The following is a 15599-nucleotide window of genomic DNA, read 5'->3' on the forward strand; positions in this document are numbered from 1 at the left end:
ATTTACGTTTATTTGCACTTGCTTTAACATGCGTAGAATCAATAAATACATGTTCAGCACTAATCAACTTTTTATCAGAAGCTTCTTTTAGAATGCGGTAGAAGATTTTTTGAAATAGATCTGTATCCTTGAAACGTCTTTCATAGTTTTTTCCGAAGGTTGAGAAGTGGGGGACTTTATCATGAAACCCAAAACCTAAGAACCAACGATAAGCAAGGTTTGTTTCAATTTCTTCAATAGTTTTGCGCATAGAGCGAATACCGAAGGTATATTGAATAAAAGCCATCTTAATTAATACAACAGGGTCAATACTTGGACGACCACGTTCAGATGAATACATATTCTCAACTAATTTATATATAAATGAAAAATCAATAGCAGCTTCTATCTTACGAACCAAGTGATTTTCAGGAACCAGCTGGTCTAAAGTAATCATTTCTAATTGATCTCGATTTACTTGTGTATTTTTAGTAAGCATTTCAATATCACCTCGATATTCTATGACATAATTATACAAAAAATGTCGACAAAATCCTTTAAAAAAGGATTTTGTCGACAGTCTGAAACCCTTGTTTATCAAGGGTTTTTCTTATTTTTTGCACGTGCTAAGTTTTTTATCTTGTTTAGGTATATCCTAGTCAATTTTTTTCATTATAAAACAGTATGTTTCTCTTGTTGTTTTTGTACTTTATATTCTAATTTAGTAGATATGGTGACATCCGTTAACACCGAAAATCTGGTTAGTTACAAATTTTATAAATCCAAGAAATGTAATCTATTAATAAGGTGTGATTTCCAAGCCCAGTAGTAAAATGGGTTTCCTCTTCTAACTAAGGAATAACCACAAAACTTAGTCAACGATCTTTTAAATAGCAAAATACGGTCATTTTATAGCTGGTAACTTTTCTAAAATTTCCAAAAAGGTCATCATCCAAATAATTGGTTATGCTATTATAAATAAATGGAGGTGAGTTTTGTTGATCTATATCGGTGTAACGGGGTGGGGTGACCATGACAGCTTATATTCTGACAAAACCGCGCCGAGAGATAAATTAAAGGAATATGCAAGCCATTTTCCGATTGTCGAGGTAGACTCCGCTTTTTATGCGATTCAGCCTATACGTAATGCACAAAAATGGGTCAATGAAACTCCGGAGTGCTTTCAGTTTATCGTCAAAGCCTATCAGGGGATGACAGGACATCTGTCAAGCAAAATCCCATTCGAGTCCATGAAGGAAATGTTTCAGGCCTTTAAAGAATCATTAGTTCCTTACATAGAGAAAAACAAATTAGCCATGGTGTTATTTCAATTCCCACCTTGGTTTGATTGCAGAAGGGAAAATGTAGAATATTTAAGATGGTGCAAACGGGAAATGGGAAGCATCCCTTGTGCATTGGAATTCAGGCATCAATCTTGGTTTTTACCACAGTATCGAGAAAAAACCATTCATTTCATGATAAAAGAAAATTGGATTCATAGCATTTGTGATGAACCCCAATCCGGTGAAGGATCGGTGCCAACTATTTTGCAAACGACAGACCGTGAGAAGGTTCTTGTTAGGTTCCATGGCCGCAATATTCATGGCTGGCAAAAGAAGAATGGTGAAAATTGGCGGGAGGTTCGTTATCTTTACCGCTACAATCAACAGGAGCTGAAAGAGTGGGCAAATCATGTACGAAAACTAACTAAAGAATGTGAACATGTATATTTGCTTTTTAATAACAATTCTGGTGGCGATGCCGCAGATAATGCTAAACAATTGATGGAGCTATTAGAAATTGAATATGAAGGACTTGCACCAAGGCAGCTTCATTTGTTTTAGAAATACTGTCAAAACTAGAGGGTGGAATTATGGAGTGGATTATATTAGTTATTGTTGGGCTGGCTGCAAGTTCACTAGGATCATTGATTGGCCTTGGAGGAGGAATCATTGTTGTCCCTGCACTACTCTATATGGGAACATTGTCTGTTTTTGGTGATATATCTCCACAGGTAGCTGTCGGAACCTCATTGTTTACTATGATTTTTACGGGACTCTCCTCGACGCTTGCCTATATGAAACATAAGACGGTCGATTATAAAAGTGGATTCATCTTTCTCATTGGAAGCGGACCAGGAAGTATTCTGGGAGCTTGGGTCACGGAAAAATTGGACTTGCATTCATTTAGTCTTTATTTTGGAATTTTTATTATTGTAGTCTCCTTTGTTTTACTAATCAAAGATAAATTAAAGCCCTTGCCATATCAAAAAGATCGGGGAGTTGTTCGCTCATTTACAGATAATGAAGGAAAAACCTATGAATATGGCTTTAACCCGGCTCTTGCTGTTTTGGTTTCCTTTATTGTTGGCTTTTTATCAGGAATATTTGGGGTTGGGGGTGGCTCGCTAATGGTGCCAACCATGATTTTAGTATTCTTTTTTCCGCCTCATGTTGCTACCGCGACTTCTATGTTCATGATTCTGCCAACCTCGATTTTAAGCTCTATTACTCATATTTCGTTGGGTAATGTGGATTGGCTGCTAACACTAGCTTTAGTGCCAGGAGCCTATATTGGTGCCAAGATCGGCGTTTATTTGAATACTAAGCTAAAAAGTAAAACAATTGTATTAATATTGCGTACAATTCTGGTTATAGTAGGAGTTCGTATGATTATAGAAGGAATATACGGGTAAGCTTCTTTGGAATGAACACGAATTTCCTATTCCTTTCATACTGTAGTATGGAAAGGAGTGTGGAAAGTTGATTGATCTTTCACCAATCAATATTGCCGGCCATACTTTTTTGGCTGTTACAGTTTTACTTCCAAAAACAACATTACTAGCAGTGACGAGTGATAAAGGATACATCATGTGCGGTGCCTTAGATGTCGCTTTACTCAATGAAAAATTAAAGGATCGAAAGGTGATTGCCGGAAGAGCAGTAGGGGTAAGAACCATCGAACAATTATTAAATGCTCCACTGGAATCGGTAACGTATGAGGCTGAGGAATTAGGTATCCACAAAGGAATGATTGGCAAAGACGCCTTGTTAAAGATGATTTAAAGCCTGCTTTTAGCAGGCTTTTAGACTGTTGATAACCTCTATATCGTTTGGGGTTATTGACAGTCTTTTTTATTGCACATTTTACATAGATGCTTGATTGAATCTAGAAGCTTCCTTCCTTGGTTATTAGTGGGGAATGAGTTCTCCCTTCTCCTTGTATAAGGTAGAAATAGTGTTAACCAAAATAATCCACTAAATATGATTTGGATATAAATTGATGGTTTATTGGGCTAGTTCACTGTAGTTTCGCATACATATAGCTTGAAGGGGTGATTTACTTTGGCAAAGTTCCACAGGAGGCTGTCAAAAAGAGGACCGTTGCCCTTCCGTTATGTCTTACTTTTAACATTTGTATTTTTTCTTTTAACAACGGCTTTAGGAGTCTTATTGGTAAATAAGGGTATTGAACCGACATTAATGAGATATGCTGAATCGGAGACACGTAATATCGCTTCCCTTGTTATTAACCGGGCCATTACGAAGCGGACGACCAATGTGGGAGAGAATAATGAAGTGGTAAAAATTATCCCAAGCAGTGATGGTTCAAAGCATCACTGGCAGTTAAATACCGATTTAATTAACCGTGTATTGGCTGAAACAACTGCTCAAATCCAAAAGAATTTAAAGGAGGCGAAACAAGGAAAACTAGCCCAGCTTGAACAATTAACAGATGTCGAAATTGAAACAGAGGACTCATCAGATGAAGATTCGATCATTTGGTATGTCCCATTAGGGCAGGCAACGAATATTGCTTTATTAGGGAATCTAGGTCCAAAAATACCAGTGAAATTCCATGCGATCGGTGAAGTGGAACCAGATGTGCAGATTGAAACAAAAGAAATGGGAATTAATAATACGTGGGTGAATGTAGTGGTTGAAATTGAAGTTTCAGTACAAATTATTACCCCATTTGCTACAGATATTACGAAGCTTAAACAAAAAATCCCTGTTGGTAGTGCAATGGTAGAAGGTGATGTTCCGCAATTTTATAATAGCGGAGGCGGCGGTATCGCTCCATCCTTCCAGATACCGGATAAGAAAATGGAGAAATCCGAAACGAAAAAATCAAACTAATAAAGAGATGGACTCAAGTGATCCGAGTCCATCCTTACTTTTTCTTTAAACTTGCCCGTTCCATTCGTTTCCATTTCACTAAATGTGGATAGGGATCAAAGGACCATTCAGTTTTTCCATTATCCTTGTACATCCCATAGTGTAAATGAGGTGGGAATTTTCCTGAGGTACCCGGTGGCCCATAACCGGAACTACCAACACCACCGATGACCATTCCGGGCTCCACAATTTTGCCTTTTTCAATCCCCTTTGCAAAACCACTTAGGTGAGCGTAATAGTGATAGTTATTATTAATATCACGGATACCTATTCTCCAGCCGCCATATTTATTCCATCCCTTGATCTCAACGATGCCGTAGCTTGTAGCTCTTACAGGTACACCATAATCGGCAAAAATGTCGGTTCCTTCGTGTATTCTTCGACCTCCCCAACCTCTTGCGTCCCCCCACGTGCTGCGATAGCTGTGGTTGCTATTAAGCGGAACGGGAAATACGTTTGTATCCAAATCAATTCGCCCAAAATGTCGGTAAATTTTAGCATAGCTGGCGATGCTTCCGACCGTTCGATCTCTGTGGTAATAATTCCATAGTCCAATTTTTATATTATCATGGTCAACTCCGTAGGAAAGAAGATAGTTGGCAAAGGCATAGAGGACATCTTCATCACTTTTTAAACTTGCCTTACCATCCCCATCTCCATCGACCCCCATACCTTGAAAAAATTGAATAATAGCAGGATCTTCCTCTTCAAGATTAGGGTTTGTTAATCCTACCCAGACCTCTGGAGGGATATAAATGGAAATAGCACGATCCGGTTTTGGCAAATCACGGCGGACCATACGAACATTTCTTTCATATTGGTCAATGGCAGCAAGATAATACCAAGGAATGTGCGTCACCGTTTCAACCTTTTTATAAAGTTTCATTCTTTCCTCGTAGGGATTGGACTCTGCCGCACAAACATCCCTAGCGGAAAAGAAAGAACTAAAAAAGAAAACCAAAGTCCCAAAAATCAAAAAAGTCCGCACAGTCATTCTCCTTCCGAATAATGTACAAACTTATTTTATGACTTCTCCTCTATTTCATTATTACTAATATATGGTATTTGGCGGTTTGAATTATTTTTCTTATTATTCCCACTTCGGGTTTGCTTGTCGTTCGTATTCTAGTATGTTAAAGTGTGAACAGAAGGCTTGTACATAATGATTTGCCGAGGGGTGTTATGATTGAGTAAGAAGAATGAGATTTTACGTAAACCTGAATGGTTGAAAATAAAGTTAAATACAAATGAGACTTATACAGGGTTAAAGAAATTAATGCGGGAGAAAAATCTTCATACCGTTTGTGAAGAGGCCCGCTGCCCGAATATTCATGAATGTTGGGCTGTAAGACGGACAGCTACATTTATGATTCTTGGGGATACGTGTACCCGTGCCTGCCGTTTCTGTGCCGTAAAAACAGGGTTGCCAACGGAGCTGGATTGGAAAGAGCCGGAAAGGGTTGCTGATTCCGTACAGCTTATGAACCTTAAGCACGTGGTCGTTACGGCTGTTGCTCGTGATGATTTAAAGGATGGCGGAGCAGCTGTATTCGCTGAAACGGTAAGGGCGATTCGTAGAAAAAATCCATTTACTACCATTGAAGTGCTGCCTTCAGATATGGGTGGAAAAGAAGAGAACTTACGAATTTTAATGGATGCGAAACCAGATATCCTCAATCACAATATTGAGACTGTTAGACGACTTACACCAAGAGTTAGAGCACGTGCCACCTATGAACGCTCACTTGAATTCTTGCGTCGGGCAAAGGAAATGAATCCAACCATCCCAACAAAATCCAGCTTAATGATTGGATTAGGAGAAACGAGAGAAGAAATACTTGAAGTCATGGATGATTTAAGAGCCAATCATGTGGACATTATGACGATTGGCCAATACTTACAGCCGACCAAAAGCCATTTAAGAGTTGAAAAATATTACAGTCCTGATGAGTTTAATGAGTTCCGAGAAATTGCTTTATCAAAAGGTTTTAGTCATTGTGAGGCAGGGCCACTTGTCCGTTCGTCTTACCATGCAGATGAACAAGTGAATGCCGCAGCAAAGCATAAGCAGCTTTTAGGAGAACAAAACGCACAGGAAGCTTAAAAAAGGTGAAAAGAGTTCAGCCCATTCTAGGTCTGAACTCTTCAATTTAACGGCTGGTTTTTGTTTTGTCATCTGGAGTCAGGCCGTTTTCATCCTCACTGTTGTTTATACGGGAGCCTTGCGGTGAAGTTTTCATGCGTTTAATTACAGCATTTACTTGCTCTCGAGCTTTTTTGCTGGTACTGGTAAAATTAGCGAGATTTTCGACATCTCGTATATGCGCTTTATTGTCTGAAACATATACATGGTAGTATCGTGGTACAACGGAAAGGGCCGTTCTTTTTACTTGGTCGGCTGTTAATTCACGATTTTTCGTATCGGTTTGATAGGCAACGAGTACTTCTTGATCAGTGACCAGTGCTGCTACATCATTAACATTTGGAATTTCTGCAGCCAATTTGCTAATGATGTTCGCCAATTGTTCACGATCAAGTCCTATGTCATTATTATTGGCTGTATTATCATTCATCAGTGGGCTTTTTTGATTACGGACGTAACCATATTGGTTGCTAATATTTTTTGTTCCTTGCAATTGATCTTCACGGTAAAGTTCATTGCGTTTATTGTTGACGTTAATAGTATTCCCGCTTTCTTCGTATACATCACGATTGGCCATATTATTTGTACAGCCCGGGAGTAAAGTTAATGCACATAAACCAATGATGGGGATGAATTTTTTCAATTAAAACCACCTCCTTCTATTAGAATGGCCCAAAGAAACATTTTTTTTCTTAGTAATTGATGGGGAATCGGTTATAATGAGGATAGACCTGTTGGTAAATTGAGGTGATGCATGCATGATCGCAATTAATAATAATTTGTATGAGTTGGTGCAAGAATATCGCAATGGGTTTAATGAAGAAGCGCTAAAAGCAAGATACAGCGATATTCTTTCTAGATATGATTATATTGTAGGGGATTGGGGTTATGGCCAGCTCCGTCTGAAAGGTTTCTTTGATGATCAAAATCAAAAGGCCACCTTTGATACAAAAATTAGTACACTAACCGAATATCTATATGAATACTGTAATTTCGGCTGTGCCTATTTTGTCCTAAAAAAGGTGAAAAAATAAAAACGAAGGGTCATTCCCTTCGTTTTTTCTTATTCCTAAGCTTCATTATTGTTATATGGTGCCTGTTCATCTTTATGTTTATCATCATGTGGAGGATGAGCTCCATCCATTTCCCTTGGCATATCCTGATGTAACGCTTTAAATTCATAATTAAAATTACTGTACCACCGCTGTCCTTCTTGCCAAGGTGAGCTTTTTAATTCAACAGGATCATCCTTTCGAATTGGCGATCCATAAGGTCCTTCTGGAAATTCCTCTGCTGTTAGGAAATTACGCTGTACTTCCACATTAGACAAATCATCATAATTTTTGGAATCTTTCTTTGCCATCCCCTTCACTCCTTCTATCCTATAGTATTGCAAGGAGTGAAAAAAACATGTGTGGGGGATTTTATTAGATGATTTCCATTAAAAATGACCTTAATTCTTCTGCTTCTTCTTCGGTTAATTGAAATGCATATTCAAGATATCCTTCTTCTTCAAGATCATCCTGACCGATAATGGCGAAACGATTTCCTTGCATGTTAAGAACAAGGCTCTTTCCATAATGACGGTCGGTTTGAATAATGGCCAAATCATAGCGTTGGTTTTCCCCAACAAAGCTTACAAACCTTGTTTTTGTATTTTCAATATCATCATATAAGAAATAACGTTCTTTCATCGGATTTATTGTCTCCTTGTCCAATTCTTTGATCTAAATACAATTTCTATAGTATCAAAATAAAAGCTCCGTTGGTAGGTATACAAATTTTCTTCAACATAAAGGATGAAATTTCTACAGAGAAAATAAGAACGTTGTAAAAATATGTTACAATAGAAATAAATCGTTGCATGTTATCTTTAAGGCAATGGGGAATGATTATGCATCTCTAACTGCCTTCATTCAAGTAATAGCCACTTAGAACTACTATGCAAAGGATGTGGAGTCCCATGTATTTTGTGGATCGAGAAAAAATTGAAGAGACACTCATTTATTTAGAATCCCAAATTCATCTTTTTGAAAGTAAGAAGGAATGGACATCACCTATTGAAAAAGCGGCACTGGAACGGATAACACTAATGATGTTGGAGTCCGTGCTGGATGTTGGGAATGCTATGATTGATGGATTTATTATGCGTGACCCTGGAAGTTATGATGATATTATTGATATATTAGTGGATGAAAAAGTCGTTTCAGAGGAAACAGGGAATCGCCTAAAAACGCTCATTCCATTCCGAAAAAAGCTTGTTCAATTATACATGGAAGTAGACCATCATGAGCTTCAGCAGCAATTTTTCAACCAATTGCCTGCATTAAAGGTATTCCCAAAAAATGTCCGGGATTATCTGATAAATGAATTGGGACCTGTATCTGCATTTAAAAACTGAGGCCGTCCATCGGTCTTTTTCTTTTTAGCGTTTGCTACATAAGGAGTGATTTTTTGATGAAAAATTATAAGGGATATTTAATTGATTTAGATGGAACGATGTATCGGGGCTCTGAACGAATTGAGGCCGCATCCGATTTTGTGAAAAAGTTGCAAAGGAAAGGAATTTCATACTTATTTGTTACAAATAATTCTTCCAGAACTCCAGCCCAAGTGGCGAAAAAACTTCGTGACTTTGATATTCCAGCCGAGGAGAACCAAGTATTTACTACAAGTCAGGCAACAGCCAATTATATTTATAGCTTAAAGAAAGATGCTACCGTTTATGTGATCGGAGAAGAAGGGATCCGTACAGCTTTGGAAGAAAAGGGATTTACTTTTGCCGAGGAAACAGCTGAATTTGTTGTTGTTGGGATTGATCGTTCACTCACTTATGAAAAATTGGCGGTCGCTTGTTTAGCGGTTCGAAATGGGGCTGTTTTTCTTTCTACTAATGGAGATATCGCGATTCCGACTGAAAGAGGGCTATTGCCAGGAAATGGATCGATTACTTCTGTCATTAGCGTTTCGACTCAAACAAATCCGATTTTTATTGGAAAACCTGAATCCATAATTATGGAACAGGCATTAAAGGTACTGGGAACCTCGAAGGAAGAAACAATAATGGTCGGCGATTATTATGATACCGATATCTTGGCTGGGATGAATGTCGGGATTGATACATTATTAGTTCATACAGGTGTGACAACAAAGGAACTTCTGAAAGGGTATGATCGGAAGCCTACATATGCGATTGACTCTTTGGATCAATGGGAAATTTAAAAAAGGATGGCTGGGTAGCCATCCTTTTTATTCAACATTAGCGGCAGCATGTGCTAATCGGCTAGAAGCAGCAGCTGCGATTGCGCCGACAATGTCATCTAAAAATGTATTACACTTTCCAGTTGATTTATCATTTAAATAAGCTAGTATTCCCGGTTTTTGTTTATCAATGTAGCCGTAATTCGTAAAACCGATGGAGCCATATACATTTACGATGGAAAATGCCAGAATCTCATCCACACCATACAAGCTTTCATCGGTTGCAATAATGGATTGAAGTGGCTCTTCCAGCATGCCTTTTTCAGCGAGGATATCAAGCTGAATTCCAGTAATGATCGCGTTTTGAACCTCACGTTTAGAGAGAACCTTTTCAACATTGGCAATACAGTCTTCCATTTTTAAATTTTTATGATATTTTTCTTGTAAAAAATAAACCAAATTTGCGATATCTTTTACTTCAACACCTCTTTCCTTCAACCATTTGCGTGCTTTTTCTTCTACATGGTTAATTTTTTTGTCTTCAGCCATTCCGATTATCACCTTTTTCATCCATTTTTCTATATATATATCCTATTCGTTTATGATATGCATTTTTCATATCGACAATCAATAAAATTACTTTCATTTAAAAAAATGGTTGCTACAAGTTTTCCATTTTAATACATATAAATGACTTAGAGGGAAGAAAACCAGGGGTGAGAAAATGCTGCAAAAAATGCTTGAAGCTCAGTACGGAGTCAGGGCTGAAGAACAAATAAAAATTGATCAATATGATGCACTAAAAGGCAATGGATGGATTTATGTCATTGTTGATCCGGATGGTAAGGATGAAACGGATATACAAGAATTAGGGAAAATAGCTGAGCATTTACGAAAATATGGAGATCAAGATGTGCCTCAAGTTTTACAAACAAAGAGTGGTCAATATATTACAACTTGGGCTCAAGGAAAATTTTGTGTTTTGGCCAATCAGCAAAGAAAACGCCGACAGCGAAATATGAAATTAGGGAGGAAGCTCGCAAAATTTCATGAACGTGGAAGAAGAGTGCCCTTTCAAATTCAACGAATAAGTCGAATTGGGCATTGGAAGAATTTGTGGGAAAAAAGGCTAGAGCAAATGGAGAAGGTATGGAATGGGCTACTATACCAAACTCCAGAGGATGAGTTTGAAAAAATGTTCATTGAATCATTCCCCTATTACATGGCCTTGACTGAAAATGCTATTCAATATTTAGTTGATACGGAAATTGATGAACAGCCTAGTGTATTAGATGGGGGAACTGTATGTCACGTGCGATTTACCCAAACCACTTGGAATGGTAATTTTTTAATAAAAAAACCATTTGATTGGGTTTTTGATCATCGGAGTCGTGATTTGGCCGAATGGACAAGGGAAAGATATTTCCGCAATATGCAGACGTATGACGTGGAGTTGAAGCAATTTTTTGAGGAATACCAAACGGTTGTCACATTAACCTCTTTTTCGTGGCGTTTATTATTTGCCCGGCTGATCTTTCCACTTCATTACTTCGAGTGTATCGAAAATTACTATACAACAAGATCTGAACAGGAGAAGAAGTTATTGGAAGAACATTTAAGTAAAATGTTAAGACAATCTACAGAGTATGAGAAGTTTTTGTCACGCTTCTATCAAATGACTGATGCCCCGATCCGGCGGCAAAATCTTCCCCAGCTTGATTGGCTATACCAATAATTCTTTCCCTTCTATATGCTAAAATAGAGGGAGGATAGAAAAATAAGGAAGGGAATAAAAAATGAAGCCGTATATTTTTATCACTCGTAAGTTGCCAAACGATGTCGTTCGACCACTCCTTGAGAAATTTGAAGTGAAAATGTGGATGTATGAAGATCAAACGGTTCCAAGAGAAATATTACTGGCTGAAGCGGCAAAAGCAGATGCGTTATTGACAATGTTAACAGACAAAGTGGATGAAGCTTTGTTAAAGACCGGTAAAAAGCTAAAAGTGGTTGCTAATATGGCAGTCGGCTATGATAATGTGGATATACAAGCAGCCAGTAGGGAAGGGATTGCCATTTGTAATACACCAGATGTGTTAACAGATACGACAGCAGATTTAACGTTTGCATTGCTGATGGCAACGGCTCGGAGAATGGTTGAAGCTGCTGAGTTTGTCAAAGATGGAAAATGGCAAAGTTGGAGTCCGTTTTTATTAGCTGGTCAAGATATTCACCATAAAACAATTGGGATTGTCGGTATGGGGAAAATCGGTCAGGCCGTAGCAAAGCGGGCAACTGGTTTTGATATGAATATTCTTTATCATAATCGATCAAAAAATCAGGAAGCGGAAAAGGAATTGGGAGCCATCTATACTAGCTTTGACAAGTTGTTGCGTTCATCTGATTTTATTGTTTGCCTAACACCGTTGACAAAGGAAACAAGACACCTCTTTACCCGTGAAGCTTTCAGAAAAATGAAACCATCAGCCATATTTGTTAATGCCTCAAGGGGGCCAGTAGTGGATGAACAAGCCCTTTATGATGCACTTGTTAGTGGGGAAATTGCTGGAGCTGGGCTAGATGTATTTGATAAGGAACCAATTGGCCAAGACCATCCATTGTTGAAGCTTTCCAATGTAGTCGCTCTGCCACATATCGGAAGTGCCACCATTGAATCACGAACAGGTATGATGAGGCTTTGTGTTGAAAATATAGAAGCGATTTTAGAAGGCAGGCCGCCAAAAACGCTAGTAAATAAAGATTGGCAACCAGGAAGGGGAGCCACTTTATAACGAATTTGATATTGAAACTTCGTGAAAGAATATACCTACCAAAGTCATCAAAAAAAGCGATTGCCCCATTGGCAATCGCTTTTATAAAAAATTAGAATACTTGCTCTACTTCCACAACACCAGGTACTTCTTCAAGAAGAGCTCTTTCAATACCAGCTTTTAGTGTAATCGTTGAGCTTGGGCAAGATCCGCAAGCACCTAGTAAGCGAAGTTTTACAATACCATCCTCAACATCCACTAATTCGCAATCTCCACCATCGCGAAGAAGAAATGGGCGTAATTTATCTAACACTTCTTGAACTTGTTCAAACATATCTCGTTCAGACATTCTAATCGACTCCTTTCATAATTCTATTATACTGGCGCTGGCAGTAAAAATCCATTATCAGAAATTGGTGAACTGCCCATATTACGAACATTTTCATAGAGATTCTTAGGTTTATAATATACAATAAAAGAAAAAAGTTAGGAATGGTTTTTATGGAATTTACCGAGGTAGAAATTGTTCTTTATGGTGCCGAACAGGTATGTCCAAGCTGTGTCAACTCGCCATCCTCAAAAGAAACCTTTGAATGGCTAGAAGCAGCAATCTCCAGAAAATTCCCTGGCCAGCCCTTTAAAATGACGTATGTCGATATTCACCAGCCGCCGGAGGATGAGAATTTAGTAAAATTTGCTCAACGTGTTATCGAAGAAGATATGTTTTATCCTGTTGTCGTCATTAAGGATAAAATTGTAGGAGAAGGAAATCCTCGCTTAAAAACGATTTTTGCCGAACTCGAAAAATATGGTTACAAGGCACAATAAAAAGGAGCATTCCACCATTTGGAATGCTTCTTTTTATAGTTCGAGAATGTCTACTATTACCTTGAGAATTATCTAGCTCCAGCCCTCTAGCGGCGAGACACCTTCGCTCACCGCCCTACGATAAGTCAACATCGAATCGCCTTTTGGCTCTTCATGTTTCCTATATCTCAGTTGGTGTGCACCACAAGGAAGGCTACGGAAGCATAAACATCGCACGCTGAGCAGGGGGCTTTCGCTTTTCTTATTACCCATTATGGAATTTATACATCCAAAGTACACCGGATTTTAGGAGTCGAGCAACTCGTCCGGTGATTGGTCGTTCTGCCATTAAGCCAAAACCATGTTTTTTTCCAAGAGAACCGAGAACACCTTTTAATTTAATTGGTGGGAATGAAGCAGGTGGTTCTTCTCCGTTCCAGCGTTTCTTTAAAACCTCTACTATTTGCACTGCTTGTCCTTCCGCAAGCTGGGCACTTGGAGCATGAGGGAGGCTCGCGCAATCTCCAACAACGAAAATATGTTCATCATTTGGAAGATGATGCCTTGGAGTTAACACCATTCTTCCTAAATGGTCTTTTTCCCCTTCCATTTCACGTACAATTTTATTTGCTTGGATCCCTGCTGTCCAAACAATTACATCACAATGAATTGGTTCGTCATGGTTGTATAAGGTATTTTCTTCTACCCGAGTAATATTGGAATTATTAATAATTTCAACATTATCCTTATTTTTAAACCAGTTTTCTACATATTTACTTAACCGGTCAGGGAAAGCAGAAAGAATGTGTTTTCCTCGGTCAAATAATTTGATATGAAGGTCTTCACGGCTTTCACTTAACTCACTAGCAAGCTCAACACCGCTCAGTCCGGCTCCTACGATACCTACTACTGAACCTGGAGGCAAATTGTTCAGTACAGAATAAGTTTCACGAGATTTAGTAATCGTTTGAATACTATAGGTATATTGATCTGCTCCTGGCACACCATGGTACTTGTCTTCGCACCCAAGCCCGATTATAAGGTCATCATAAGTAATGGGTTCTTGGTCTTTTAATAATACCTTTTTCTCATTTGTTACAATACCAGTTACTTCTCCGTATTTAAATTGAACCCTTGGATGTTCAGGAAAGGTTACTCGGATTTCTTTATCAGAAATCGTTCCTGCTGCAAGAGCATAGAATTCAGTTTTTAAGCAATGATAAGGAACGCGATCCACAAGTGTGATCATGACATCTTCCGGCAGATCATTTGGCAGAAGCTCGTGTAAAACCTTCATCCCTCCATAACCGCCGCCTAGAATTACAAGGTTTTTCATTTGAATTTCCCCTTTTTTGCAGTGCTTGAAATGTCCTATGGTTTAGTTCAGAAATACCGCTTTCAAATTAGTTATTTTTAGATAAAATTTAAAAATTATTCGCTAAACACACAAATATCAGTATATCTAAAATGTAACAAAATCACAACACTTATCGAAATGAAACTTGACAAACTTGGAAGTAATGTGTTATTTGACGACATATTTGAAAAAAGGTAGGATTAGTAGATAGTAAAGAGGTGAAAGCCATGATTCAGCCAATCATTGAATTTTGTGTCAGCAATCTTGCAAGCGGGGCACAATTAGCGTTAGAAAAACTGCAAAAAGATCCAAATTTGGATATTATTGAATATGGGTGCCTAGGGTATTGTGGAAAATGTGCATCCACTCTTTATGCACTTGTAAATGGAGAGGTTGTTACAGGAGATACGCCTGACGAATTGGTCGAGCATATTTACGAATACCTTGAAGAAAATCCAATGTTTTAATCTAAAGGAAGCATGATCATCCTTTTAGCATAATTTAAGAATAAGGAAGTCTATTTCGATTTCGAGAAAGGTTTAGCGCAAGCGCTCCTAGCGGTGAGACCCCTTTGTTATTTCGTGTTTCCTTTATCTCAATTGGAGAGTCTCCACTAGGAAATCTCCGGCAGCATAAGCATTGCATGACCGAAAGCGATAGCTTTTGGGAGGAGGCTATATACCGCTAGGCAGGGTGCTTAGGCTTTTCTAATAAGTCATATTTGTTGAGTTGGTATAGATCAATGTATATACTATTTTAAAAAGCCTCGTTAATAAGGAGGGATATTAAGATGAGTAAGGATGTTATTTTTTTAACGGAAGCAGCATCTCTTCAAATAAAAGAAATGATGAAGCATAATGAAGAAGAGGGGGCCTATTTACGCGTAGGTGTCAAGGGTGGCGGCTGCAGTGGTCTATCCTATGGAATGGGATTTGACCATGAAGTCAAGGAAGATGATCATCTATTTGAACAATTTGGGATTAAAATCCTAGTTGATAAAGAAAGCGCACCGATTTTACAAGGTACAAAAATTGACTATAAACAATCAATGATGGGCGGTGGGTTTACCATTGATAACCCGAATGCCATTGCATCCTGCGGCTGCGGGTCATCATTTAGAACGGCAACAGTAGCGGGTACACCTGAGGAATGTTAAGTTTAAA

General features: G+C 38.4%; 21 protein-coding genes. 13 read left to right on the forward strand and 8 right to left on the reverse strand.

Annotated elements, in window-relative coordinates:
- On the reverse strand, nucleotides 1–478 hold a 478-nt coding region (locus G4Z05_RS09425), incomplete at its 3' end, for a transposase (protein WP_205597402.1).
- A gap of 499 nt (nucleotides 479–977) precedes the next feature.
- Here G4Z05_RS09425 and G4Z05_RS09430 point away from each other — a divergent pair.
- The 4 genes from G4Z05_RS09430 (at nucleotide 978) to yunB (ending at nucleotide 4118) form a co-directional block, all read left to right on the forward strand.
- Nucleotides 978–1823 (forward strand): DUF72 domain-containing protein, encoded by an 846-nt coding sequence (locus tag G4Z05_RS09430; RefSeq protein WP_163251798.1) that lies wholly within the window; start codon nucleotides 978–980, stop codon nucleotides 1821–1823.
- A 29-nt stretch (nucleotides 1824–1852) separates the two neighbouring features.
- Nucleotides 1853–2674, forward strand: a complete 822-nt coding sequence (locus G4Z05_RS09435) for a sulfite exporter TauE/SafE family protein (protein ID WP_163251729.1) — start codon at nucleotides 1853–1855, stop codon at nucleotides 2672–2674.
- Between the two features lie 67 nt (nucleotides 2675–2741).
- The gene (locus G4Z05_RS09440) at nucleotides 2742–3044 is read left to right on the forward strand and encodes a YunC family protein (RefSeq protein ID WP_038537085.1); all 303 of its coding nucleotides are present in this window, start codon (nucleotides 2742–2744) and stop codon (nucleotides 3042–3044) included.
- A gap of 279 nt (nucleotides 3045–3323) precedes the next feature.
- Complete coding sequence (yunB, locus tag G4Z05_RS09445) at nucleotides 3324–4118, forward strand: sporulation protein YunB (RefSeq protein ID WP_163251730.1); 795 nt, start codon at nucleotides 3324–3326, stop codon at nucleotides 4116–4118.
- Between the two features lie 34 nt (nucleotides 4119–4152).
- Here the strand turns inward: yunB and G4Z05_RS09450 are convergent, their stop codons facing one another.
- Nucleotides 4153–5151 carry a M23 family metallopeptidase gene (locus tag G4Z05_RS09450; RefSeq protein ID WP_163251731.1) on the reverse strand — a complete coding sequence of 333 codons (999 nt, stop codon included), beginning with the start codon at nucleotides 5149–5151 and terminating at the stop codon, nucleotides 4153–4155.
- Between the two features lie 192 nt (nucleotides 5152–5343).
- Here G4Z05_RS09450 and lipA point away from each other — a divergent pair, with 192 nt between their 5' ends.
- Nucleotides 5344–6261, forward strand: a complete 918-nt coding sequence (gene lipA / locus G4Z05_RS09455; RefSeq protein ID WP_038537078.1) for a lipoyl synthase — start codon at nucleotides 5344–5346, stop codon at nucleotides 6259–6261.
- Nucleotides 6262–6307: 46 nt separating this feature from the next.
- Here the strand turns inward: lipA and G4Z05_RS09460 are convergent, their stop codons facing one another.
- Complete coding sequence (locus G4Z05_RS09460; protein WP_163251732.1) at nucleotides 6308–6943, reverse strand: YhcN/YlaJ family sporulation lipoprotein; 636 nt, start codon at nucleotides 6941–6943, stop codon at nucleotides 6308–6310.
- Nucleotides 6944–7058: 115 nt separating this feature from the next.
- On the opposite strand from G4Z05_RS09460, the gene G4Z05_RS09465 reads away from it, so the two are divergent.
- Entirely contained in the window at nucleotides 7059–7334 is a 276-nt protein-coding gene (locus G4Z05_RS09465; protein ID WP_038537073.1) for a YutD family protein, read from the forward strand.
- 35 nt (nucleotides 7335–7369) lie between these two features.
- Here the strand turns inward: G4Z05_RS09465 and G4Z05_RS09470 are convergent, their stop codons facing one another.
- Nucleotides 7370–7663, reverse strand: a complete 294-nt coding sequence (locus G4Z05_RS09470; RefSeq protein WP_163251733.1) for a cytosolic protein — start codon at nucleotides 7661–7663, stop codon at nucleotides 7370–7372.
- 64 nt (nucleotides 7664–7727) lie between these two features.
- A complete protein-coding gene (locus G4Z05_RS09475; RefSeq protein WP_163251734.1) occupies nucleotides 7728–7994 on the reverse strand; it encodes a DUF3055 domain-containing protein in 267 nt (88 codons plus the stop codon).
- 269 nt (nucleotides 7995–8263) lie between these two features.
- Here G4Z05_RS09475 and G4Z05_RS09480 point away from each other — a divergent pair, with 269 nt between their 5' ends.
- Together G4Z05_RS09480 and G4Z05_RS09485 are read left to right on the forward strand one after the other, a co-directional pair.
- Complete coding sequence (locus G4Z05_RS09480; RefSeq protein WP_163251735.1) at nucleotides 8264–8701, forward strand: DUF86 domain-containing protein; 438 nt, start codon at nucleotides 8264–8266, stop codon at nucleotides 8699–8701.
- Nucleotides 8702–8757: 56 nt separating this feature from the next.
- Nucleotides 8758–9522: a TIGR01457 family HAD-type hydrolase gene (locus tag G4Z05_RS09485; protein WP_163251736.1), complete on the forward strand. Its 765-nt coding sequence runs from the start codon at nucleotides 8758–8760 to the stop codon at nucleotides 9520–9522.
- 27 nt (nucleotides 9523–9549) lie between these two features.
- On the opposite strand, the gene G4Z05_RS09490 is transcribed toward G4Z05_RS09485, so the two are convergent.
- A complete protein-coding gene (locus tag G4Z05_RS09490) occupies nucleotides 9550–10050 on the reverse strand; it encodes a phosphatidylglycerophosphatase A family protein (protein WP_205597512.1) in 501 nt (166 codons plus the stop codon).
- Between the two features lie 175 nt (nucleotides 10051–10225).
- Between G4Z05_RS09490 and yutH the strand changes: the two genes are divergently transcribed.
- Nucleotides 10226–11236: a spore coat putative kinase YutH gene (yutH, locus tag G4Z05_RS09495; protein WP_163251737.1), complete on the forward strand. Its 1011-nt coding sequence runs from the start codon at nucleotides 10226–10228 to the stop codon at nucleotides 11234–11236.
- 61 nt (nucleotides 11237–11297) lie between these two features.
- Nucleotides 11298–12293 (forward strand): 2-hydroxyacid dehydrogenase, encoded by a 996-nt coding sequence (locus G4Z05_RS09500; protein ID WP_163251738.1) that lies wholly within the window; start codon nucleotides 11298–11300, stop codon nucleotides 12291–12293.
- Between the two features lie 91 nt (nucleotides 12294–12384).
- Here the strand turns inward: G4Z05_RS09500 and G4Z05_RS09505 are convergent, their stop codons facing one another.
- On the reverse strand, nucleotides 12385–12621 hold the full coding sequence (locus G4Z05_RS09505) for a NifU family protein (RefSeq protein ID WP_038537052.1): 237 nt from the start codon (nucleotides 12619–12621) through the stop codon (nucleotides 12385–12387).
- A 152-nt stretch (nucleotides 12622–12773) separates the two neighbouring features.
- Here G4Z05_RS09505 and G4Z05_RS09510 point away from each other — a divergent pair, with 152 nt between their 5' ends.
- The gene (locus G4Z05_RS09510; RefSeq protein WP_163251739.1) at nucleotides 12774–13100 is read left to right on the forward strand and encodes a YuzD family protein; all 327 of its coding nucleotides are present in this window, start codon (nucleotides 12774–12776) and stop codon (nucleotides 13098–13100) included.
- Nucleotides 13101–13344: 244 nt separating this feature from the next.
- Here G4Z05_RS09510 and G4Z05_RS09515 read toward each other — a convergent pair whose 3' ends face one another.
- A complete protein-coding gene (locus G4Z05_RS09515; RefSeq protein WP_163251740.1) occupies nucleotides 13345–14415 on the reverse strand; it encodes an NAD(P)/FAD-dependent oxidoreductase in 1071 nt (356 codons plus the stop codon).
- A 248-nt stretch (nucleotides 14416–14663) separates the two neighbouring features.
- On the opposite strand from G4Z05_RS09515, the gene G4Z05_RS09520 reads away from it, so the two are divergent.
- Nucleotides 14664–14903 (forward strand): YuzB family protein, encoded by a 240-nt coding sequence (locus G4Z05_RS09520; protein ID WP_163251741.1) that lies wholly within the window; start codon nucleotides 14664–14666, stop codon nucleotides 14901–14903.
- Between the two features lie 323 nt (nucleotides 14904–15226).
- Entirely contained in the window at nucleotides 15227–15592 is a 366-nt protein-coding gene (locus G4Z05_RS09525; protein WP_163251742.1) for a HesB/IscA family protein, read from the forward strand.
- The last annotated feature ends 7 nt before the right edge of the window (nucleotides 15593–15599 follow it).

This window comes from Neobacillus thermocopriae (assembly GCF_010975035.1).
GTDB lineage: Bacteria > Bacillota > Bacilli > Bacillales > Cytobacillaceae > Neobacillus > Neobacillus thermocopriae.

Bases quoted from the DNA above. Each gene is read 5' to 3' on its own strand.
- G4Z05_RS09450 (WP_163251731.1), bottom strand. From the start codon at position 5,151: ATGACTGTGCGGACTTTTTTGATTTTTGGGACTTTGGTTTTCTTTTTT.
- G4Z05_RS09515 (WP_163251740.1), bottom strand. From the start codon at position 14,415: ATGAAAAACCTTGTAATTCTAGGCGGCGGTTATGGAGGGATGAAGGTT.
- G4Z05_RS09490 (WP_205597512.1), bottom strand. From the start codon at position 10,050: ATGGCTGAAGACAAAAAAATTAACCATGTAGAAGAAAAAGCACGCAAA.
- G4Z05_RS09525 (WP_163251742.1), top strand. From the start codon at position 15,227: ATGAGTAAGGATGTTATTTTTTTAACGGAAGCAGCATCTCTTCAAATA.
- G4Z05_RS09510 (WP_163251739.1), top strand. From the start codon at position 12,774: ATGGAATTTACCGAGGTAGAAATTGTTCTTTATGGTGCCGAACAGGTA.
- G4Z05_RS09480 (WP_163251735.1), top strand. From the start codon at position 8,264: ATGTATTTTGTGGATCGAGAAAAAATTGAAGAGACACTCATTTATTTA.
- G4Z05_RS09505 (WP_038537052.1), bottom strand. From the start codon at position 12,621: ATGTCTGAACGAGATATGTTTGAACAAGTTCAAGAAGTGTTAGATAAA.
- G4Z05_RS09435 (WP_163251729.1), top strand. From the start codon at position 1,853: ATGGAGTGGATTATATTAGTTATTGTTGGGCTGGCTGCAAGTTCACTA.
- G4Z05_RS09470 (WP_163251733.1), bottom strand. From the start codon at position 7,663: ATGGCAAAGAAAGATTCCAAAAATTATGATGATTTGTCTAATGTGGAA.
- G4Z05_RS09465 (WP_038537073.1), top strand. From the start codon at position 7,059: ATGATCGCAATTAATAATAATTTGTATGAGTTGGTGCAAGAATATCGC.
- G4Z05_RS09520 (WP_163251741.1), top strand. From the start codon at position 14,664: ATGATTCAGCCAATCATTGAATTTTGTGTCAGCAATCTTGCAAGCGGG.
- G4Z05_RS09485 (WP_163251736.1), top strand. From the start codon at position 8,758: ATGAAAAATTATAAGGGATATTTAATTGATTTAGATGGAACGATGTAT.
- G4Z05_RS09475 (WP_163251734.1), bottom strand. From the start codon at position 7,994: ATGAAAGAACGTTATTTCTTATATGATGATATTGAAAATACAAAAACA.
- yutH (WP_163251737.1), top strand. From the start codon at position 10,226: ATGCTGCAAAAAATGCTTGAAGCTCAGTACGGAGTCAGGGCTGAAGAA.
- G4Z05_RS09500 (WP_163251738.1), top strand. From the start codon at position 11,298: ATGAAGCCGTATATTTTTATCACTCGTAAGTTGCCAAACGATGTCGTT.